This is a genomic window from Actinoplanes sp. CA-131856 (genome assembly GCF_050956135.1).
Taxonomy (GTDB): Bacteria; Actinomycetota; Actinomycetes; order Mycobacteriales; family Micromonosporaceae; genus Actinoplanes.
Genome location: NZ_CP191849.1, coordinates 2321024 through 2341469 on the forward strand (window position 1 = coordinate 2321024; position 20446 = coordinate 2341469).

The window sequence follows — 20446 nt, forward strand, 5'->3', positions numbered from 1 at the left end:
CGATCCGAGCCGCAGAGACGACTGTCAATGAATCAGCCCCGGTCGGCCCAAGTGTCCAGTTCGAGCTGGTGCAAAAGGGAAGGCGCGAAGATGCCGGCGATGGCCAGCAGCGAGACGATCACGAAGGCCGTACGGAGAACGACCGTCTCGACCTTGCCGCCGACCTTGACCGCCATGCTGTTCGGGACGCCGACCATCCGCCACAGCCGGCGGCCGGTCGGTATCGGCCACAGGATCGGCACCCCGGCCGACGTGATGATGTCGCCCAGCAGATGGACGACGCAGCCGACCGCCACCGCGAACCCCAGTAACGGATAGCCGCGGTCGCCGGGCAGGTTGGCCGCGGTGAACCAGGCGATGGCGGCCGAGCAGAGGGTGACGATGACCCAGCCGGCGCGCTCGGCCCACTCGTCGAACAGGCCGCGCAGCGCCAGGCCGGCCATGAAGAACACGATGCCGACCACCGCCCACTTGCCGTAGTGGGTGGCCAGCGCCGTCGTGCCCCAGCCGACCAGGGCCGCGAACGGCAGCGTGTGGGTGAAGGTGCGGTGCCCGTTGTTGCGGCGCGGGTCCTTGCTGAGCCGGGTCGCCGTGTAGACGCCGAGCGACACCTTCTCGATCACCTCGGCCGCGAACAGCGAGAACACGCCGAACGTCCGCGCGACCGTGGCGCCACCCTGGTTGCGGGTGACCTTGCCGGACAGGTCGAGGTCGGGTAGCAGCGCTCCGCCCGCGCAGACGAGCGTGCCGACGCCCACGGCCAGCGGTGACTGCTCGTACCCGGCGATCTGGTCGAGTGCCCAACTGCCGGCGAGCCAGGCGGCCGCGCCCGAAAGGGCGTGCGACGGACCCATCATGTTTTGTTGTCCCTCCCCACAGAGCCGGGTAACTCTGGCAGAGCGGGGAGGGAAGATCAACAACCTCGATGGCCACTGTGGAATCTGGGGTGCCCCGACCAGCCGGGCGCGTTCCACGGCGCGACCCGGTGGGCGTAGGCGTAGCGACCCCATCGAGCGTGCCGGATGAGGCCCATGACCAGGAAGGCGAGCGGGATCGCGGGCCAGAAGAAGTGCGCCCCCGAGATGATCCACAAACCGGTCAGGATCATCGCGACCGACACGACGATGGTGAAATGCCGCCGCAGGCCCCGGCGTGTCGCCTTCTGCACGTCGGGTGACGCGGCGAGTGCCCACAGTCCGTTACCGGGAAGATCGGCGGTCAGCGGAGTGAGCTCGTCGCGGAACTTCGCCGCGTAGCAGGCGGCCAGCCGCTCCTCGCCCTCGGTCATGTCGAGCCGCCCCTCGGCCATCGCGGCCCGCAGGATCTCGGCGACCTGCTCGCGTTCCTTGTCGGAGGTACGCATCCGTTTGGTGTCGTTGGGTTGCACCGGTCCTCCTCAGTGGGCTTCGTGTCACCAGAATCGGCGTTTCCGCCGCCTGCGGCGTCGGCCCGCCGGAGCATCTTTCCTGCGGCCTGTGGGTTACCGGCCGCTTGAGATGTACGCCCGGAGGAGTACGCCGAACGCGGGCACTACCTCCACGGAAGCAGGGCCCTGGTCGCCCGCACGCCGATGTCCCGCCCCGGCGGAAGTCGGTAAGTTCGCAGCGTGAGGCAGAGAAGGCGATGGGAGCCACCCTGGGCCGGGGACAGCCCGGCCCCGCCGTGGCGCGTGGAGAACCGGGCCGCTCGCTTCCCGCCCAACCGCATGCACCCGGGCGTGGGCGCGGTCATCGCGGGCGTGCTCTTCCACGTGCTCGGCGGCAACGGGCTGGCCGACGACGGCAAGGTCTTCGTGTCGTTGACGCCCTGGGCCTGGATCCTGCTGGTGGTGGGCCCGGTCGCGCTGTTGTGGCGGCGGGCCTACCCGGTCACGGTCTTCGCGATCGCGGCGGCCGCGTCGATCGGCTTCGCCACCGTGGCCGAGCCGAGCTGGGTCTACGCGGTGGCGCCGGCGGTGGCCCTGCTCCAGATCGCCCGCAACGGGCGGCCGACCGCGGCCGCCGTGGCGGGCGGGGTGGCGTACATGGCGTACCTCCTGGTCTGCGGTTTCCTCGCCGATCGGCTCGATCTGAACCCGGGCGTGCAGCCCGGTTTCCGGGAGGCCTTGCTGCTGCCCCTCGGCATGGTGCTGATGGTCTTCCTCGGCAGCGCCTCGAAGGCGAGGGCCGAGCACATGGCCGAGATCATGAAGGTGCGGGCCGAACGCGCCCGGGCCCGCGAGGAGCAGGAGAAGCGGCAGGCGTCCGAGGAGAGGCTCCGGATCGCCCGTGAGCTGCACGACGTGCTCGGCCACCACCTCTCGCTGATCAACGTGCAGGCGGGGGTGGGGTTGCACCTCATGGAGCGGCAGCCCGAGCAGGCCCGCGAGGCGCTCACCGCGATCAAGACGGCCAGCGCCGAGGCCCTGCGCGAGGTCCGGGCGGTGCTGGGGGTGCTGCGTACGGAGGACGAGGCCGCCCCGAGGCAGCCCGCTCTCGGCCTGAGCCGCCTGGAGGACCTGACGGCCGACGCCGGCCTGCCGGTCGAGACCAAAGTGACCGGCGATCCGCGCGAGCTGCCACCCGAGGTGGACCGTGCGGCGTACCGGATCGTCCAGGAGGCGCTGACCAACGTCCGCCGCCACGCCGGCCCCGGCGCGACCGCCTGCGTCAACGTCGATTACCTGCCGACCGCCCTGCACCTGGGCATCCGCAACAACGGAACCGTTCCGCCACCCGGGCTCGAGGCGGACGCCGATCACGGCGCGCCGGCCGGCGCCGGCACCGGGATCGCGGGCATGCGGGCCCGGGCTGAGAGTCTTGGTGGGCAGGTGGAGGCGGGACCGGTCGACGGGGGCTATCTCGTCTCGGTGCTGCTGCCGACGCCCAAGGAGGAGTGCTAGATGATCTCGGTGCTGCTGGCGGACGACCAGCTGCTGGTGCGGGCCGGCTTCCGGGCGCTGCTCAACGCGGAGCCGGACATCCGGATCGTGGGGGAGGCGGCGGACGGCCTCGAGGCGGTGAAGCTGGCCCAGCAGACCCGGCCCGACGTGGTGCTGATGGACATCCGCATGCCGGGCGTGGACGGCCTGGAGGCGACCCGCCGGATAGCGGCCGAGCCCACCCTGTCGGACGTGCGGGTGGTCATTCTGACCACTTTCGAGCTTGACGAGTACGTCTTCGAAGCGCTCCGCTCGGGCGCCTCGGGCTTCCTGGTCAAGGACACCGAGCCGGTCGAGCTGATCCGCGCGGTCCGCGCGGTCGCGGCCGGCGACGCGCTGCTCTCCCCGAGCGTGACCCGCCGGGTGATCGGCGAGTTCGCGGGCGGCAGCCGGGGACGCCAGGCGCCCCCGCCGGTAGCGCTCGACCAGCTCACCGACCGCGAGCGCGAGGTGCTGGTGCTGGTGGCCGAGGGCCTGTCCAACGACGAGATAGCGGCCCGCCTGGTGATCAGCCCGGCCACCGCCAAGACCCACGTCAGTCGCACGATGATCAAACTGGGTTCCCGCGATCGCGCCCAGTTGGTCGTCTACGCGTACGAGGCCGGTCTCATCCGTCCCGGCTGGCTGGGCTGACTAATTGTCCCATCGGCGGGTATCTCTCTCGTTGTCCGCAGGCGGGAGAGTTGCCATGGCCGCGAAGGATCCGTCCGAGATCGCCCACGCCGCGGTGGCCGCGGGCGTCACGAAGGCCGAGCTCAGGTGGGACAAGACGCTGGTCGGGGGGTTCCTGGCCGGCGCCTACATCGCCTTCGGCGGGCTGGTGGCGATCGCCGTGTCGTCCGGTCTGGACCCGCGGCTGTGGGGAAGCCTGCCGACGCTGTTCACCGGGGCCGCGTTCACCCTGGGGCTGGTGCTCGTGCTGGTCGCGGGCTCACACCTGTTGACCGGCAACATGCTGCTGGTGCCGATGGGCGCCATGCGGGGCCGGCTGACCGGCGGGGACGTCGCCCGCAACCTGACCCTCGTGCTGGTCGGCAACCTGGCCGGGGCGCTGTTCGTCGCGTACTTCCTGGCCGTGCAGACCGGCGTGATCGGCGACGTCGGCACCGACGCGGGCACCTCCGGCGGCATGGCCTACGAGCGGCTGGCCGGCATCGCCGAGGCCAAGGGGATGCACGAGAGCAACTGGCAGATCTTCCTGCGCGCGGTCGGCTGCAACTGGCTGGTGTGCCTGGCCGTCTGGATGTCGCTCGCCGCCGACACGCTGTCCGGCAAGATCCTGGTGATCTTCTTCCCGATCATGGCGTTCGTGGCCATGGGCTTCGACCACGTTGTGGCCAACATGTTCTTCCTGCCGGCCGCGATCTTCGCCGGGGTGCCCGGCCTCGGATGGGACGACACGCTGCGCAACTGGCTGCTGGCCGGCGCCGGCAACCTGGTCGGTGCGGTGGTCTTTGTCGGCACCTCGTACTGGTATATGTACCTGCGCGACGATTCCAAATGATCTTTTATATTTATCGTTTGCTGTGCGGAAATCATTCACTCTTTAGTGGTTGTGTTTCTGCGCGTTGAAAATGCAGCGTGCCTCCTAACATTCTCCCCATCAGGCACCGCTTGATGAGAGAGAAAGGCAGTTGTCATGAATAAGGTCACGCGCAAGATCACGATGACCGGTGTGGCCCTGGCCGCCGGCCTGACCATGGGCGTCGCCCCCGCCGCCGTGGCCCTCGCCGGCCCGGCTCAGGGTGGCGCGGCCGCGCAGGCCAGCGACCACAAGAGCCCCCGTGGCGAGCGCCTTGTCGGCTTCTACCGCACGCAGAGCCAGTGCTGGAAGGTCGGCCGCATCGGCCAGTTCCACGACAAGTGGGACCGGTTCGACTGCGACCGCGTGCAGCGCGGTTTCAAGCGTGGCTGGGTCGCGCTGAAGGTGACCAAGGACGTCCGCGGCCACCACCACGGCCACGGCCCGAACCGCCCGCACGGTCACCGGTAATTTCGTTACACGGCGAGGGCCGCACCCCGGCGACGGGTGCGGCCCTCGTTTTATTGGTTTAGGGCGCCGCGCCGATGGGAAGTGATAGCAAATGCGGCGTGTCGTTTCCGCAAAGCAATTCCGCTAGTACTTTCGGCCATTTCCTAACGATGATCGTTTTCTTTGAGCTCGATCACCCAGGCCCGCCGCTCACAGATCTTCCCGTCCCGCATCCGGAACACCTCAGCCATCGACATGCGCATGACATCACCGGTGTCACGCGTCGCCGACCCGCTCAGTTCGGCCATGACGGTGTCGCCTTGCTCCACCATCCGTACGACCTCGAGCTGCGGCGGCCCAGCAAAGCCCGGCCCTTCGATGTTCGCGTCGTAGGCGGCCTTGCCGGTGAGATGGAACGCCCCGAACACGGTCCACTCGATGTCATCGGTCAGGCAGGACAGGACCTGCTCGTGATCGTTCCGCCGAAACCCGTCGAGGTACCTCTCCACAGTCTCCGTGTTGCGTGACATGCGCCCTCCCGGCTCGTGGGTGTGCCTTCCTCGATGGTCGTAGCCGATGGCGCCCCCTTGACGTCCCACTGGGACGAGACGGTGGGCTCGGCCGAGGGGGTGCGTTGGTTGGGCGCGCTTTTGCCCCGTGGGGAAGCGGCGCCGGCAGGCCGCGCGGGAGGATTTGCGTCGGTCGGGCCGTGATCAACTCCGCGTAGGCGCTGGTGATCTTGGGGATGGCCGCGCCGGTGGGGCGCGCTGATGGTGTGCGGTAGTGGCGTGGGACGGGTTCGCTGGTGGGGGCGCGGGAGGGTCGCGCGGAGGGGGTGTGCTGGAAGGGTGTGTTTCAGGGGTGGGGCGGACTGAGGTCGGGGGTTGCGGCGAAGGCGCGGAGGGTCAGTTCGGCGAAGCGGCGGGAAGCGGCCACCCGAGTGGTGGCTGAGGTGGCGCGCAGGCCGGAGTTGGCCACGAGGACCAGGATCAGGTCGTCGACTGTGACGTCGGGGCGCAAGTGGCCGGCGGCCTTTGCTCGGCGGAGCAGCTCGGCCAAGGAGACTACGCCGCGTTCGCGGGCCGCGGTGTCGGTGAAAGCTCGGGCGAACCCGCGGTCTTCGGCGTGCAGGGCGAAGAGCCTTTCGATGACCGTGCGCAGGCCGCGCCACGCGTCGGGGTCGGACAGGCCCTCGTCGACGATGGCGTAGCAGGCGTACATCTGCTCGGTGAAAGCCTCTGTTATCAGCGCCTGCTTCGTCGGGAAGCGGCGGTAGAGCGTGGCCGGGCCGACGCCGGCCTGACGGGCTATCTCGCGCATCGGCACGTCGAGGCCCTCGGTGGCGAAGACCGCGCGAGCCGCCTCGAGGATGCGGTCCCGGTTGTCCCGGGCGTCGGAGCGCAGCGGTGTCTGAGGCAAATGGGGGCTCACCCTCTCACTTTAGCCAAGTGGACGGGGGCGTCCGTTAGCGTCGTCTGGCATGAAAGCTGTGGTGATCAAGGAGTTCGGGAGCCCGGAAGGGCTCAGCGTCGTCGAGCTGGGTGAGCCGGTGGCCGGGGACGGGCAGGTGCTTGTCGCGGTCGAAGCGGCCGGGGTCGCGGGCGTCGATGTGCTGATCCGGCGGGGCGCGCTCGCCGCGTACGGCTTCCCGAAAGGCTTCGTGCCCGGCGGGGAAGTGGCGGGGACGGTGTCGGCCGTCGGTGACGGCGTCGATCCAGGCTGGGTGGGGCGGCGGGTGTGGGCCTTCACCGGGACCGGCGGTGGCTACGCGGAGAAGGCAGCCGTGGCGGTCGGTGACGTAGTGCCGCTGCCGGACGGTGTCTCGGCGGTCGACGCGGTGACCCTCGGTAGCGCCGCAGTGGTCGGTCACTTCGGGCTGGCGCACGCGCGCTTCGTGGCGGGGGAGACCGTGTTGGTGCGGGGCGCGGCGGGCAGTCTCGGCATCGCGACAGTTCAGCTGGCCGCGCGGGGTGGAGCCTCGGCGGTGGCCGTCACGACGAGCTCGGCCGAACGGGGCCGCCGGCTGCGGGAGCTCGGCGCGACGCACGTGCTCGACCGGTCCGGTGCGGGGGACGGCCCCGAGGCGTACGACGTCATCATCGATGTCGTGGCCGGTGAAGGTCTGATGCTGGACCGGCTCGCCGCGAACGGCCGCCTTGTGATCGTCGGCGCGGTGGACGGGCCGCCACCGGCGGACCTGGGCGGGCGGCTCATGGCCGCGTTCCGTAAGTCCCTGACCGTGGCGACCTTCAGCGCGGACACGGTGCCGGCCGGTGCGCTCCGAGCCGTACGGGAAAGGGCGTTCGTGGATCTGACCGCTGTCGTGCACGAGGTGCTGCCGCTGGACCGGGCGGTCGACGCCCACAGCCTGATGGACGCCGGCCGGGTGTTCGGGCGGATCGTGCTGACCGTCCCGGGCTCTAGCGGCGCAGCGTGAGGATCAGGTCGACGACCAGGGCGGTCCACCCCGTCTGGTGCCAGGCGCCCAGGCCGGCGCCGTTGTCGCCGTGGAAGTACTCCGGGAAGACGATCAGGTCCTTCCAGTCGGGGTGGGTCTGCAGCAGTTCCGAGGCGCCGTAGATGGGGCGGTGGCCGTTCTCGTCCGGCAGGAACAGGGCGATCAAGCGCCTCGAGATGTCGTCGGCGATGTCGGCCAAGGGCTCCTTCTGCTGCGAGCCCGTCGGGTACTCCGCCTTGAAATCGTGGCCGAAGAAGCCGGCGTACTCGCGCAGGGCCTCGATCAGCAGATAGTTGACCGGCATCCAGATCGGGCCGCGCCAGTTCGAGTTTCCGCCGAACAGGCCGCTCGTGCTCTCCGCCGGCTCGTAGCCCACCGTGAAGTCGGAGCCGCCCAGCGACACCGTGAAAGGCTTCTCCAGGTGCGAGCGGGAAAGGGTCCTGATGCCGTACGCCGAAAGGAATTCCTCCGGGTCGAGCATGCGGCCCAGCACGCGCAGCAGCTGATCCTGCCCGACCATGGCCAGCAGCCGCTGCTGACGGCCCTCCGGCGACAGGCGGCGGGCGCTGATCACGTCGGCCACCTCGCCCTGCGAGGCTCGCAGCCAGCGCAGGCGGGCGCTCAGCTCGGGCAGGCGGTCCAGCGTGGCCTTCGTGATGCGGGTCGTCGCCGCCAGCGGGAGCAGGCCGACGATCGAGCGGACCTTCAGCGGCAGCTTGTGGCCGTCGGGCAGGCGCAGCTGGTCGTAGAAGAAGCAGTCCTCCTCGTCCCACAAACCCTGCCGATAGGCCGCCTCCGCGATGTAGGCGAAGTGCTCGAAGAACTTCGTCGCCATGTCCTCGTAGGTGCGGTCGTGCAACGCCAGGCGGATCGCCATGTCGAGCAGGTTCAGCGCGTACATGGCCATCCAGCCGGTGCCGTCGGACTGCTCCAGCACGCCGGCCACCGGCAGGGCGGCCGAGCGGTCGAACGGGCCGACGTTGTCCAGGCCGAGGAAGCCGCCTTCGAAGACGTTGTTGCCGCCGACGTCCTTGCGGTTGACCCACCAGGTGAAGTTCATCAGCAGCTTGTGCATGACGCGGGCCAGGAAGTCGAAGTCGCGGCCGCCGTCGATCTCGAAGACGCGCAGCGCCGCCCACGCGTGCACCGGCGGGTTCACGTCGCCGAACGCCCACTCGTAGGCCGGGATCTGGCCGTTGGGGTGCATGTACCACTCGCGCAGCAGCAGCACGAGCTGCGCCTTGGCGAACGTGGGGTCGACGCGGGCGATGGAGACGCAGTGGAACGCCAGGTCCCACGCCGCGTACCACGGGTACTCCCACGGGTCGGGCATGGAGATGACGTCGAAGCTGTTCATGTGCCACCAGGCGTTGTTGCGCCCGTAGCGCCGTCCCGGTGGCGGCGGCGCCGAGCCGGGATCGCCGGCCAGCCACTGCTTCACGTCGAAGTGGTAGAACTGCTTGCCCCACATGAGACCGGCGATGCCCTGCCGGGCCACCGCCTTCTCCTCGGCCGACGCGGCGGCCGGTATGACCGAGTCGAAATACGAGTCGGCCTCCGCGAGCCGCTCCCGCATGACCTCGTTCCACCCCTCGGCCAGATCGAGCGCGCCGACCTGATCGTCGTCGGCCGCCAGCCGAAGGCGGATGGTCCGACTCTCACCGGGCCCGAGGGTGATCGAGTAATGCAATGCGCCTTTTGTCCCGGTGAGCGCGGGATTCACCGTCGGCGCGCCCGAGACCAGGAAGTCGTTGATGCCATCCTTCGGGAACATGGTCGTACCAGGCTGGCCCCACAGGCGCTGCGAGTTCGTCTCGTTGTCGCACAGCAGAGGAACGCCACGGTCGTCGCCCTCGAGGACGATGCTGCCGAGCGTGCGATGACGACCGGCCAGACGACCCGGACGGCCGACGATCGAGGGCACGGCACGATTGGGCAGGCCCCACGACCACGTGTTCCGGAACCACAACGTCGGCAACACATGCAAAGTGGCCGCTGACGGGCCGCGATTGGCGATGTGGATCGCGATGCACATGTCCTTTGGCGACGCTTTGGCGTAGTCGACAGTCACCGCCCAATAGCGATCCTCGTCGAACACCCCGGTGTCGGCGAGCTCGTACTCCGGTTCCTCCCGCGAGCGCTGCCCGTTCACCCGGACCAATTGGTCGTACGGAAACGCCTCCTGCGGATAGTGGTACCGCCACCGCATCCACGAGTGGGTGGGCGTCGAGTCCTGGTACCACCAGTACTCCTTGGCGTCCTCGCCGTGGTTGCCGCCGTCGCCGCCGAGCCCGAACATCCGCTCCTTGAGGATCGGGTCCTGCCCGTTCCACAGGGCCAGCGCGAAACAGAACGTCTGCCGGTCGTCGCAGATACCGGCCATGCCGTCGTCGTTCCACCGGTAGGCTCGCGACCGCGCGTGGTCATGGGGAAAGTAGTCCCACGCCGTCCCGTGCTCGCTGTAATCCTCCCGGACCGTGCCCCACGCGCGCTCCGCCACGTAGGGGCCCCATGCCCGCCACGGCTGCTCGCCGGAGTCCGCCTGCGCCAGGCGTAAGCGCTCCGCCACGCCGTGTCTCACCCCCATAATCCGATGTCACCCAGATTGATTGTGCCCGAGAACTGGAGGTCATCTGATGGCTACGCTGCGCAGGACGGCGTTCGGCCCCCAGGCGTGCGGGCACCTCGCCGAGTCCGCCACTCGTGAGTGGCTTGTACCCGACGGCGCCGGCGGTTACGCCATGGGCACGATCGGGGGCCTGCGAACCCGGCGCTACCACGGTTTACTCGTCGTCGCGGGAGAAACGCCGGCTTCGCGCCGGCTGGCGGTGGCCTCGCTCGATCCGATTCTCACGCTTGCTTCGGGTACGTCGGTACGCCTGGCCACGCACGAATGGTCGGACGGCACCATCGCCCCGCGCGGCCACGAGCTGCTGTCCGGCTTCGAGCTGATCGACGGCCTGCCCCGCTGGCGCTGGCGGATCGGCGACGTGGTCCTGGAGCGCACGCTGGCCATGGTCGCGGGCCGGTCGGCCGTCGCCGTGGTCCACCGCCTGCTCACCGGCGGCCCGGTCAGCCTCACGCTCGAGGCCCTGTGCACCTGGCGCGACATCCACGGCGAGCGCACCGCCGCCGGCCCGCCACCCGAGGTCACCGCGGCCGAGGGCGGGTGTGTGGTCGAGGAGGCGTACCGCCTGCGGGGTCCCGAGTTCCGCCCGGCCGGCGCGTGGTGGCGCGGGGTGCGGCACCGCGAGGAGGCGGCGCGGGGCCTCACCCCGACCGAGGATCTCTGGTACGCGGGCAGCTTCCACGCCGAGCTCCGCCAGCCCGGCGCCACGGCCTCGGTCACGGCCTGGTCGGGCGATCTCGGCGCGCCGCCACCGCCGGCGGAGGAAGTCGTGACCGCCGCCCGCGCCCGCAACGTCGCCGTGGTCGCGGCGGCCGCTCCGGCCGACGACGACCAGGCGATGCTGGCGCTCGCGGCGGACGCTTTCATCGTCCGTACGGCCAAAGGTCTTGACGTTGTCGCCGGCTATCCGTGGTTCGGCGCCTGGTCCCGCGACACGATGATCAGCTACGAGGGCCTCTTCCTGTCCACCGGCCGGTTCGACGAGGGAAGATCTTTATTGCTGTCGTACGCCGCGACGCTGTCGGAGGGCATGCTGGCCAACACCGCCGACACGGGCAGCGTCGAGTACAACACCGCCGACGGCACCCTCTGGTTCGTGCACGCCGTGGGCCGCCACGTGGCCGTGACCGGCGACGTCGACCTGGCCGCCGCGCTGCTTCCGGCTCTGCTGGACATCGTCGACCACCACCTGCGCGGCACCCGCTACGGCATCGCCGTCGACCGGGCCGACGGCCTGCTGCGCCAGGGCGCCCCCGGCGAGGCCCTGACCTGGATGGACGCCCGGGTCGAGGGCGTGCCCATCACCCCTCGGGCGGGCAAGCCGGTCGAGATCAACGCCCTCTGGATCAACGCCCTGGCCATGGTCATCAAGCTGGCCTGGCAGGCCCGCTCCGGCGCCGGCCCGGCCGTGAAGGCCCACCCCGAGGCCCTGACCAGCTTCGCCCGCCGCTTCCCGGCCCCGGCCGGCACGCTCTACGACGTGGTCGACGGCCCCGCCGGCGACGACGCCACGATGCGCCCCAACCAGCTGCTGGCCTGGTCGCTGCCGTACGCACCGCTGCGACCGACCCCGGCCGCCCTGCAGACGATCGGCGCGGCCCTGATGACCCCGCTGGGCCTGCGGAGCCAGGCCCCGAACACCCCCGGATATCACCCCACCCACCGCGGAACCCCGGCCGAACGCGACGCGGCCTATCACACGGGAACGGTCTGGCCCTGGCTGATCGGACCGTTCGTCACGGCATGGCACCGTATAGGAGTGCCGGCCACGCAGATCATCTCCGATGCGGACGACCACCTCTCCGAGTACGGCCTGGGCTCCATCTCGGAGACGGCCGACGGCAACGCCCCACACGCCGCCACCGGCTGCCCGTTCCAGGCGTGGTCGGTGGCCGAGGCCCTGCGGGTCCGCCGCCTGTGAAGAAGTACGTGCTCTTCGACCATGACGGCGTGCTGGTCGACACCGAGTCGTGGTACTTCAAGGCCGGCGAACGAGCCCTGGCCGACATCGGCCTGACCCTGGACAAGGACCGGTACCTCCGCGACATGAGCCAGGGGCAGGGCACCTGGGCCCAGGCCCGGGCGGCCGGCGTCGACGAGCCGGCGATCAGCCGGCTGCGAGCGGTTCGTGATCGCTACTACCAGGACCATCTGCGGACGGAAGCGATCGAGATCGAGGGCGTGACCGAGGTCCTGGCCGACCTGTCCCGGCACGTCCGGATGGCCATCGTGACCACCGCGAAGCGCGCCGACTTCGACCTCATCCACGAGAAGCGGCGGATCAGGCAGTTCATGGACTTCGTGCTGGTGCGCGAGGACTACGAGCGGAGCAAGCCCCACCCGGAGCCGTACCTGACCGCCTTGAAGCGCTTCGGCGCGGCCGCGGAGGAGGCGCTGGTCATCGAGGACTCGTCGAGGGGTCTGAACTCAGCCGTGGCGGCCGGCATCGACTGCGCCGTCGTCCACAACGACTTCACAAAGTCGCAGGACTTCACACGGGCTCGCCACCGCGTCGACACCCTCAGCGAGCTGAAGGACATCGTCGTCGGGCGCCGAGGATGAGCAGATGTTGATCAGCACCGCGAGGGGCATCCTGACGTCCATGCTCGACGACGCCGGCGTACGCCCGGGCTCGGCGAGCGTTGGCGACGTGCGGACCACGCTCGAGGTCTTCCGGCGGTTCGCCGAGATCCCCGTCGAAGACGCGGGACAGCCGGACGACGATGGCGACGGGATCGTCGCCCAATACGGAACATACGACTTCAGGGGCCGGCGCGAGTTCTCGGCCGGCCTCACACGGCAGCTCGTCGAGGAACCATCCACATGGCAGCTGAGCTGCACATTTCACTGGAGTCCGAGCGCGGGGACCGAGGCGCTGGCGTCCGGTCACGTCTGGTCCTTCGGCAAGACTCTCGACGAGTTCTTCACGGAGGCGGTCGCCCTCCCCGGCTGGGCGTGGGCCACCGCCGGCACGCGGGCGCCTCGCGACCTGGAGATCGTCCTCGACGAGATCTGAACGAGGACATCATCGGCGGATCCGGCTGACCAGCCAGGCGACGGCGCCGCAGATCGCGCCGACGGCGAGGCCGGTGAAGAGGCTGCTGACGGTGATGGCGCCGCGCAGCAGCACGGCGTCGCCGTCCCACAGGAGGTTGTGGATCACGGCCAGGGCTGTTCCGTAGACGCCGCCGGCGGCCAGCAGCGACAGGAACGGGTTCGTCGACCAGCGGACGGCCACGGCCACCCATACGAGCAGCGGAACGAAGACCAGGGCCGCGTTGACGCCCGTTCCCTCGTGGATCAGGTCGAGGTCGTGGAGCACCGCCCGCGGGGCGGCCAACAGGCCGAGAAGGACGATCACCCAGAGGCGCAGACCGAGGTTCATGCGGCGACCGTAAAGCCGGCCACTTCCCGCTGTGGGCGGCCTCGATTGTCGCTTCTGGGCGTACGAGAAAGCTCCTAGCATCGCAATGGTGAGACGAGACGCGGCACTCGCGGTCGGGGTGGCGGCCGTGCTGGCCGTCGTGGTCTCGGCCGGCCAGGGTGGACAGGGTGGCCCCGGCGCGTACGTGTGGGCGGTGGCCCTCGGCGCCTTGATGCTGCGCCGCCGCGCCTATCCCCGGCTCGTCCTCGCGCTGACCGTGTTCGGGCTGTTCGCCTATTACACCGCCGGCTATCCGGCGATCGGCGTCGCCGTGCCGGTGGCGGCCGCCCTCTATTCGGCGGCCGAGGCCGGGCATCGCCGTTCGGCCGCCGTGGCCGCCGTCGTCGCCCTGGGCGTCTCGGCGGTGTTCCGGATCCTCGAGGGGCAGAGCGAGCGGTACGTTCTGCTCTACGACATGGTGGGGCACGTCGCGCTGGCCGTCGCCGCCATCGCGCTGGGTGAGCTGGTCCGGGCCCGCCGCCGCATCGACGAGCTGACCGAGCGGCAGGTCGCGCTGGCCGCCGAGCAGCGGCTGGCCGAGCACAAGGAGGAGCTTTCCCGCGAGCTGCACGACTCCATCGGGCACACCCTGACCGTGGCGGCGATCCACGCCGGTGTCGCCAAGGAGGTCCGCCGCGATCCGGCGGCCGCGTCGCGGGCCCTCGACCAGGTCACCGCCTCGATCTCGGAGGCGCTGACGGCGCTGCGGACCGCCGTGCGACGGTTGCACGCCGGCCGGCCCACGGCCGCCGACATCGAGATGGTGGCCGACACCGCGCGGGCGGCCGGCTACGACGTACGCACCAGCATCGACCCGGTCGACGGGGTGCCGGCCGCCGCCGCTCACCGCGTGGTCCGCGAGGCGATCACCAATACCCTGCGCCATTCCCCGTTCCGCTCCATCGACGTCGAGGTGCGTCAGGATCAGGACCAGGTCGTCGTACGCGTCGACGACGGCACCGGGCTCGACGGCCTCCGGACCGACGTCGCCGCCCTGGGCGGCCGCCTGACCGCCGGCTGGCGCGTCGAGGCGACGATCCCCCGTGATGCCGAATGACGCGGGTGGTGCTCGCCGACGACCAGGCCATCGTGCGGGCCGGGCTGACCGTGCTGCTCCAGGGTGGCGACGGCGAGCGGATCACCGTGGTCGGCGAGGCCTCCGGCGGGGCCCAGGTCGTGGGGCTGGTCCGCCGTACCCGACCGGATGTGGTCCTGATGGACGTGCGGATGCCCGGCGTCGGCGGGGTGGCGGCCACGCGGGCCCTGCGCGCGGACCCTGAGTGTGCCGGCGTGGCCGTGCTGATGCTCACCACGTTCGACACGGACGCCGAGGTGCTGGGGGCGTTGCGCGCCGGCGCCGACGGCTACCTGCTCAAGGACACCGAGCCGGAACGGCTGCGGGCCGCCGTGCGGGCGGCCGCCCGCGGGGAGCCGGTGCTCTCGCCCGGCGTGGCACGGCGCGTCATGGCGACCGCCGCCGACTCGCCCACCCCGCCGGTGCCCGATCCCCGGCTGAGCCGGCTCAGCCGGCGGGAGCGCCAGGTGCTCGTCGCGGTGGCCGAGGGCGGCGACAACGCCGAGGTCGCGAGGGAGATGCGGTTGAGTCCGGACACCGTACGGACCTACGTGAGCCGCATCCTGACCAAGGTGGGCGCGTCGAGCCGGGCCCAGCTGGTGGCGATCGCGCATCGCGGCGGGCTCATGGAGCACGGCCGAAGAGACTGACCGTCAGCACGATCGGCCGGTGGCTACCGGCCGGTATCTGTGGTCATAATTCTCGGATGCTGATCGCGTCGTCTTCGTGACGAGTCCCGACGACGACCTGCGCAGGGCGCTGACCGAGCAGGCGCGGCTCGAGGCGCTCCGGCACACCGGGCTCGGCGCGGCCGCCGACGAGGCGTTCGACCGGTTCGCCGAGATCGTCCGCCAGGCGCTGCGCGTGCCGGTCGCGCTGGTGTCCCTGGTCAGCGACGACCGCCAGGTCTTCCCGGGCGCCTGCGGGATGGGCCATCCGTGGCAGGAGGAGCGGCAGACGCCGCTGTCCCACTCGTTCTGTCAGCACGTGGTCGCCACCCAGGAGCCGTTGGTGGTCGTCGACGCCCGGGTCGACGACCGGGTGCGCGACAGCCTCGCCATCGACGACCTGGGAGTGGTCGGCTACGCGGGAATGCCGCTCACCGACGCCGACGGGCAGGTGCTCGGCTCCCTCTGCGCGATCGACCACGAGCCCCGGCAGTGGACCGGGGCCGAGCTGTCGCTGCTGGCCGACCTGGCCGCGGCCTGCTCCGACACCCTGCGGGCGCGGATCTCCCGGTTCGCGGCCGAACTGGTCGCCGGCCGGACCCGGCTGCTGTTGCACGCCAGCTCGGCCCTGGCCGACGCCGACAGCGTCGACAAGGTGGTCGACGCGGTGCGGGAGCTGGTGACGGGCACCCTCGACCCGGCGTACGTCGGTGTCTCCCTGCTCGGGGAGGGCGAGCAGGTGGCACTGCCGTCGAAGAGGCTGCTGCCCCCGGCGCAGGCCGAACGGTGGGCGCGCTACCCGGCCGGCTCGAAGACCCCGTCGGCGCTGGCCGCGCGGACCGGCCGGCCGGTGCTGTTGCCCGACCTGACGGCGGTCGCCGCGACGGCGCCGGACGCGCTGAGCACCTTCGAGGAGCTGGGGTGGCAGTCGGCGGCCAGCGTGCCGCTGCGGGGACCCACCGGACCGGCCGGCGCGCTGACGTTCGTGTGGAAGCAGCCGTACGCGCTGAACCCGGGCGAGCAGGCGATCCTCACCGCGCTGTCCGGTTTCGTGGTGCAGGCGCTGACCCGCGCCAATGTGCTGGCGGACCGGCGCGCGGCCGCCGCGGTGATGCAGAAGGCGCTGCTCAGCCCGCTGCCCCACCATCCGAAGCTGCGGATGGCGGCCCGTTACGCCCCGGCCCACCGTGAGGACCACGTCGGCGGCGACTGGTACGACGCGCTGGCCCTGGACGGTGATCGGGTCGTGCTGGTCATGGGCGACGTCACCGGCCACAGCGTGACGGCGGCCGCGGCGATGAGCCAATACCGGAGCATGCTGCGCACCCTCGTCATCGACCGGCACGAGCCACCGTCGGCCGTGCTGCGCCGGCTGGAGCACACCCGCCGGTCGGTGGGCCTGGAAAACCTGGCCACGGTGCTGCTGGCCTACCTCGAGCCGGACGACGCCGGCGGATATCAGATGACCTGGGCCAACGCCGGGCATCCAGCACCCGTCATGCTGCGGCCGGACGGGCGGGTCCTCTCCCTGGGCGGGCACGATCCGCTGATCGGCGCGGTGCGCCGCGTCTCCCGCCGCAACCAGACCCAGCACCTACCACCCGGCACGGTCGTCATGCTGCACACCGACGGCCTGGTCGAGAGCCGCACGGCCACGATCGACGCCGGCCTGGCCCGCGTCCAGCGCCTGCTGTCCGAGCACGCCACCGACGACATCGAGCTGCTGGCCGACCGCCTGCTGAGGCACGACGGCGCCGCAACGCGTGACGACGACGTGGCGCTGCTGCTTCTCGCCACGCCTCACGCCTTCGCGGTGGAGGCGAGCTCCCCGGTGCTGGGCTCCTGAGCGTCCGCGCACAGGGGACAGAGGCGGGTCACGCCGTGGCGGTCGCAATACTCGTTGGTCTTCTTGAAGGACACCACGCCGGCCAGAAAACCGACCAGCAGGGCGGCGGCGACTGCGATAACGAGGATCATGGGACTCTCCTCCCGCGCTTTCCCCTCACACGTCGCGGGGTGGCGGGCCGGTTCATAGGATCGACGGCATGGACTTCGGTGTCGGTTACTTCCCCACCCACGACGGCGTTCGGCCCGGTGAGATCGCTCGGCGGGTCGAGGAGCGCGGGCACGCCGCGCTCTACTTCGCGGAGCACACGCACATTCCGGCCAGCCGGGAGACGGCCTGGCCCGGTGGTGACGTGCTGCCGCAGAAGTACTCGCACACGTACGACCTCTTCGTCGCCCTGACGGCCGCGGCCGAGGCGACCAGCCGGCTGCGGATCGGCGCCGGGGTGTGCCTGGTCATCGAGCGTGATCCGATCACCACGGCCAAGGAGGTGGCCAGCGTCGACCACCTCAGCGGCGGGCGGCTCGACTTCGGGGTGGGGATCGGCTGGAACCGCGAGGAGATGCGCAACCACGGCACCGATCCGCGGACGCGGGTACGGCTGTTCGGGGAACGCATCAAGGCCATGAAGGAGATCTGGACGCAGGAGGAGGCGAGCTTCCACGGCGAGTTCGTCGACTTCGACCGGATCTGGTCGTGGCCCAAGCCCGCGCAGAAGCCGAACCCGCCGGTGCTGATCGGTGGTGGCGGTGAGAGCGTCGTCGATCGGGTGCTGGAGTACGGCGACGGATGGTTCCCGCAGTGGCGTGACGACAACATCGCGGAGCGGGTGGCCGAGCTGCGCGCGCGGGCCGACCGATACCTGCAGATCCAGATGCTGAGCGTGCCGGCCGATCCGAAGGCCCTGGAGAAGTGCGCCGAGGCGGGGGTCGAGCGGGCGTCGGTGTGGCTGCCGTCGGGTCCGTGGAGTGTGGTCGAGCCGGCCCTGGAGAAGTGGGAGAAGGCGATCGGTGAGCTGGTCGGGCGGTGACACCGGCCGAGCGTTTCGCCGCACAGCCGGTGGCCCGCCTGGCCACGGTGGGCGCGGACGGGGCGCCGCATCTCGTGCCGATCGTGTTCGCCCTGGTCGGCGACGTGATCGTCTCGGCCGTGGACGGCAAGCCGAAGCGGAGCCGGGCTTTGAAGCGGCTGGCCAACATCGCCGCCGAGCCGCGCGTCAGCGTCCTGGCCGACCATTACGACAGCGATTGGCAAAACCTTTGGTGGGTACGGGCGGACGGCGTGGCCCGGGTCCGCGAGGACGCACCCGCGGGAATCCGCGAGCTGATCGCCAAATATCCGCAGTACAGGCTCGTCGCACCGGCCGGCCCATATATCGAAATAGCGGTAAAAAAGTGGACAAGCTGGGTTGGCGGTGCCAGGGGTGAGTAGGTGGTCAGTGGGGAATGCCGCTGGCTACGGCTCGTAGCTTGTCCGGGTTGGCGACGTTGTGGATGGCGGTGATGCGGCCGTCGTTGTCGAACTCGAAGGTGACGGTGGAGATGACCCGGCCGGCGCCGGTGAAGACCAGACCGAAGCCGCCGTTGAGCTCCGTCAAGGTCACGTCCATCTCGGCCGGGGTGACTCCCTCGTACGGCCGTCGGCCCACCGCCGCGAACCAGGCTGCCACCTTCTCGGCGCCGGTCACCGGGCGCAAAGCCTGGCGGACCTTGCCGCCGCCGTCGGTCCACAGGGTGACGTCGGGGGCCAGCACCTCCATCAGCGTGTTGATGTCGCCGCCGGTCGCGGCGGACAGGAAACGGTCGGTGACGTCGCGCTGCCGGGCCCGGTCGGCCGCGAACCGGGGGCGCCGGGCCCGCACATGTTCGCGGGCCCGGTGCGCGGACTGGCGTACCGCCGCCTCGGAACGCTCCACCGCCGTCGCGATCTCCGGATAGCTGAAGTCGAACACCTCGCGCAGCACGAACACCGCCCGCTCCAGCGGGCTCAGCGACTCCAGCACCACCAGCATCGCCATCGACACCGAGTCGGCGTCGGCCGTCTCCGCCGTGGTCAGGATCGGCTCCGGGAGCCACGGGCCGACGTACGTCTCCCGCTGCCGCCGGGTCGAGCGCAACTGGTCCATCGCCACGTTGGTGACGATGCGCGTCAGATAGGCCTTGGGGTCGCTCACGTCCGAACGGTCGGCGGCCGACCACCGCAGCCAGGCGTCCTGCACCGCGTCCTCGGCATCGGAGGCCGAGCCGAGGATGCGGTAGGCGACCGCGAACAGCAGGTTGCGATAGTCGTCGAAGGCGGTCGTCACCGGGTGTACCGCCCGCCGTACGTCCAGAACGACGCCGATCGGGGCATGCGCAGCATGCGCTGGAAGGTGGGCCAGGGGCTCGCGGTCACGGTCTCCTTGTACCGGACGGCCGCGCGTCCGGCCAGGTATATACGGCGGGGGCTGTCGTCGGGGCGGGTGAACTGGACGACCGCGTCGCCGCGACCCAGGCTGACCGGCATGTGGAAGTAGCCGAACCGGAACCGCTTCGGCTGTTCGCCGTCGAGTTCGCGGACGATCGACAGGGCCGCGTGCACGCCGGTCGGCATGCCGCCCTGGCAGGTGCCGTGCATGACCCCGTACCGCTGCTCGATGTGGGCGGCGTCGCCGACGGCGTAGACGTTGGGGTGGGAGACCGAGCGCAGGCTCTCGTCGGTGACGATGCGCCCGTGGTCGTCGACCGTGAAGCCGGCCTCGGCGGCCAGGGAAGAGGCCTGCACGCCGGCCGTCCACAGCGTGTAGTCCGAGGGCACCGACGAACCGTCGTCCAGGACCACCGCGTCGGGCAACACCTTGTCGACCGTGACGCCGCTCAGAACCCGTACCCCCAATCGGGCCAAAGCGGCCGTGACATGCGCACGGGCCTTGACCGACATCGAAGCCCCCGGGATCTCGCGGCCGACCAGCGTGACCGACGCGCCGGGGTGAGCCTCGGCGATCTCGGTCGCGGTTTCGACGCCGGTCAGGCCGCTTCCGCAGACCACCACCGATCCGGCCAGGTCTTTCGCCAGCGCTTGCGTCTCGGTCCAGCTGTTGAGGGTGTACGTGTGATCGGGCGCGACGACCGCAGATCCGAGCGCGAAGACGAGCCGGTCGTAGGGGAGTGGTTCACCGTCGATGAAGGCGACACCGTCACGCAGGCCGGTCACCCGGCCCCGGACGAACCGGACGCGGGTGTCCTTCAGCAGCTCGGGAATGCTCAGGTCGGCGGTCGTCCGGCCGGCCGCGGTCATGTGCAGGCGGAGGCGTTCGGTGAACCGCTCCTCCGCGTTGACCAGGGTGATCGTCACGTCGTCGCGGTGGCGCAGGCGCCCCGCCAGGTTGCTCGTCGCGGCCAGGCCGGCGTATCCGGCGCCCAGAATCAAGATGTTCATGCCCGCGAGACGTAAGCAGCCCTCGCGGTTGTGACAT

The 20446-nt window shown here is 70.6% G+C and carries 22 protein-coding genes; 13 read left to right on the forward strand and 9 right to left on the reverse strand.

Features of this window, described 5'->3' with window-relative positions:
* Positions 1 to 32: 32 nt before the first annotated feature.
* Together ACQP2X_RS11160 and ACQP2X_RS11165 are read right to left on the reverse strand one after the other, a co-directional pair.
* Entirely contained in the window at positions 33 to 857 is an 825-nt protein-coding gene (locus ACQP2X_RS11160) for a metal-dependent hydrolase (RefSeq protein ID WP_498696142.1), read from the reverse strand.
* A 56-nt stretch (positions 858 to 913) separates the two neighbouring features.
* The gene (locus ACQP2X_RS11165) at positions 914 to 1387 is read right to left on the reverse strand and encodes a DUF1707 SHOCT-like domain-containing protein (protein ID WP_498696143.1); all 474 of its coding nucleotides are present in this window, start codon (positions 1385 to 1387) and stop codon (positions 914 to 916) included.
* 219 nt (positions 1388 to 1606) lie between these two features.
* On the opposite strand from ACQP2X_RS11165, the gene ACQP2X_RS11170 reads away from it, so the two are divergent.
* From ACQP2X_RS11170 to ACQP2X_RS11185, 4 genes are all read left to right on the forward strand, one after another.
* Complete coding sequence (locus ACQP2X_RS11170; RefSeq protein WP_498696144.1) at positions 1607 to 2881, forward strand: sensor histidine kinase; 1275 nt, start codon at positions 1607 to 1609, stop codon at positions 2879 to 2881.
* Positions 2882 to 3553 (forward strand): response regulator, encoded by a 672-nt coding sequence (locus ACQP2X_RS11175; RefSeq protein WP_498696145.1) that lies wholly within the window; start codon positions 2882 to 2884, stop codon positions 3551 to 3553.
* A gap of 55 nt (positions 3554 to 3608) precedes the next feature.
* Complete coding sequence (locus tag ACQP2X_RS11180) at positions 3609 to 4424, forward strand: formate/nitrite transporter family protein (protein WP_498696146.1); 816 nt, start codon at positions 3609 to 3611, stop codon at positions 4422 to 4424.
* Positions 4425 to 4559: 135 nt separating this feature from the next.
* The gene (locus ACQP2X_RS11185; RefSeq protein WP_498696147.1) at positions 4560 to 4913 is read left to right on the forward strand and encodes a hypothetical protein; all 354 of its coding nucleotides are present in this window, start codon (positions 4560 to 4562) and stop codon (positions 4911 to 4913) included.
* Positions 4914 to 5056: 143 nt separating this feature from the next.
* Here the strand turns inward: ACQP2X_RS11185 and ACQP2X_RS11190 are convergent, their stop codons facing one another.
* Positions 5057 to 5422 (reverse strand): nuclear transport factor 2 family protein, encoded by a 366-nt coding sequence (locus tag ACQP2X_RS11190; RefSeq protein ID WP_498696148.1) that lies wholly within the window; start codon positions 5420 to 5422, stop codon positions 5057 to 5059.
* 325 nt (positions 5423 to 5747) lie between these two features.
* Entirely contained in the window at positions 5748 to 6323 is a 576-nt protein-coding gene (locus tag ACQP2X_RS11195) for a TetR/AcrR family transcriptional regulator (RefSeq protein ID WP_498696149.1), read from the reverse strand.
* Between the two features lie 49 nt (positions 6324 to 6372).
* Here ACQP2X_RS11195 and ACQP2X_RS11200 point away from each other — a divergent pair, with 49 nt between their 5' ends.
* Positions 6373 to 7329, forward strand: coding sequence for an alcohol dehydrogenase catalytic domain-containing protein (locus ACQP2X_RS11200; protein WP_498696150.1), 957 nt, complete (start codon positions 6373 to 6375; stop codon positions 7327 to 7329).
* Here ACQP2X_RS11200 and ACQP2X_RS11205 read toward each other — a convergent pair.
* The gene (locus tag ACQP2X_RS11205) at positions 7313 to 9937 is read right to left on the reverse strand and encodes an MGH1-like glycoside hydrolase domain-containing protein (RefSeq protein WP_498696151.1); all 2625 of its coding nucleotides are present in this window, start codon (positions 9935 to 9937) and stop codon (positions 7313 to 7315) included. The two genes, ACQP2X_RS11200 and ACQP2X_RS11205, sit on opposite strands and share 17 nt — an antisense overlap.
* Before the next feature lie 49 nt (positions 9938 to 9986).
* Here ACQP2X_RS11205 and ACQP2X_RS11210 point away from each other — a divergent pair, with 49 nt between their 5' ends.
* Genes ACQP2X_RS11210 through ACQP2X_RS11220 form a run of 3 tightly spaced genes read left to right on the forward strand, consistent with a single transcriptional unit; the run spans position 9987 to position 12995 of the window.
* Positions 9987 to 11900 (forward strand): amylo-alpha-1,6-glucosidase, encoded by a 1914-nt coding sequence (locus tag ACQP2X_RS11210; RefSeq protein ID WP_498696152.1) that lies wholly within the window; start codon positions 9987 to 9989, stop codon positions 11898 to 11900.
* Positions 11897 to 12541, forward strand: coding sequence for an HAD family hydrolase (locus tag ACQP2X_RS11215; protein ID WP_498696153.1), 645 nt, complete (start codon positions 11897 to 11899; stop codon positions 12539 to 12541). The genes ACQP2X_RS11210 and ACQP2X_RS11215 overlap by 4 nt, the downstream gene beginning before the upstream one ends.
* 4 nt (positions 12542 to 12545) lie before the next feature.
* Positions 12546 to 12995 (forward strand): hypothetical protein, encoded by a 450-nt coding sequence (locus tag ACQP2X_RS11220; protein WP_498696154.1) that lies wholly within the window; start codon positions 12546 to 12548, stop codon positions 12993 to 12995.
* Between the two features lie 9 nt (positions 12996 to 13004).
* Here the strand turns inward: ACQP2X_RS11220 and ACQP2X_RS11225 are convergent, their stop codons facing one another.
* Positions 13005 to 13364, reverse strand: a complete 360-nt coding sequence (locus tag ACQP2X_RS11225) for a hypothetical protein (RefSeq protein ID WP_498696155.1) — start codon at positions 13362 to 13364, stop codon at positions 13005 to 13007.
* Between the two features lie 88 nt (positions 13365 to 13452).
* Here ACQP2X_RS11225 and ACQP2X_RS11230 point away from each other — a divergent pair, with 88 nt between their 5' ends.
* The 3 genes from ACQP2X_RS11230 (at position 13453) to ACQP2X_RS11240 (ending at position 16992) form a co-directional block, all read left to right on the forward strand.
* Positions 13453 to 14460 (forward strand): sensor histidine kinase, encoded by a 1008-nt coding sequence (locus ACQP2X_RS11230; RefSeq protein WP_498696156.1) that lies wholly within the window; start codon positions 13453 to 13455, stop codon positions 14458 to 14460.
* A complete protein-coding gene (locus ACQP2X_RS11235) occupies positions 14457 to 15128 on the forward strand; it encodes a response regulator transcription factor (RefSeq protein ID WP_498696157.1) in 672 nt (223 codons plus the stop codon). Before ACQP2X_RS11230 ends, ACQP2X_RS11235 begins: the two co-directional genes overlap by 4 nt.
* Before the next feature lie 76 nt (positions 15129 to 15204).
* On the forward strand, positions 15205 to 16992 hold the full coding sequence (locus ACQP2X_RS11240; RefSeq protein WP_498696158.1) for a GAF domain-containing SpoIIE family protein phosphatase: 1788 nt from the start codon (positions 15205 to 15207) through the stop codon (positions 16990 to 16992).
* Here ACQP2X_RS11240 and ACQP2X_RS11245 read toward each other — a convergent pair.
* A complete protein-coding gene (locus ACQP2X_RS11245) occupies positions 16947 to 17123 on the reverse strand; it encodes a hypothetical protein (protein ID WP_498696159.1) in 177 nt (58 codons plus the stop codon). The genes ACQP2X_RS11240 and ACQP2X_RS11245 overlap by 46 nt on opposite strands.
* A gap of 68 nt (positions 17124 to 17191) precedes the next feature.
* On the opposite strand from ACQP2X_RS11245, the gene ACQP2X_RS11250 reads away from it, so the two are divergent.
* Positions 17192 to 18022 (forward strand): LLM class F420-dependent oxidoreductase, encoded by an 831-nt coding sequence (locus ACQP2X_RS11250; protein ID WP_498696160.1) that lies wholly within the window; start codon positions 17192 to 17194, stop codon positions 18020 to 18022.
* Positions 18019 to 18423: a TIGR03668 family PPOX class F420-dependent oxidoreductase gene (locus ACQP2X_RS11255; RefSeq protein ID WP_498696161.1), complete on the forward strand. Its 405-nt coding sequence runs from the start codon at positions 18019 to 18021 to the stop codon at positions 18421 to 18423. Before ACQP2X_RS11250 ends, ACQP2X_RS11255 begins: the two co-directional genes overlap by 4 nt.
* 4 nt (positions 18424 to 18427) lie before the next feature.
* Here ACQP2X_RS11255 and ACQP2X_RS11260 read toward each other — a convergent pair whose 3' ends face one another.
* Positions 18428 to 19297 (reverse strand): RNA polymerase sigma-70 factor, encoded by an 870-nt coding sequence (locus ACQP2X_RS11260; RefSeq protein WP_498696162.1) that lies wholly within the window; start codon positions 19295 to 19297, stop codon positions 18428 to 18430.
* The gene (locus ACQP2X_RS11265) at positions 19294 to 20409 is read right to left on the reverse strand and encodes an NAD(P)/FAD-dependent oxidoreductase (RefSeq protein WP_498696163.1); all 1116 of its coding nucleotides are present in this window, start codon (positions 20407 to 20409) and stop codon (positions 19294 to 19296) included. The genes ACQP2X_RS11260 and ACQP2X_RS11265 overlap by 4 nt, the downstream gene beginning before the upstream one ends.
* Positions 20410 to 20446 lie beyond the last annotated feature (37 nt).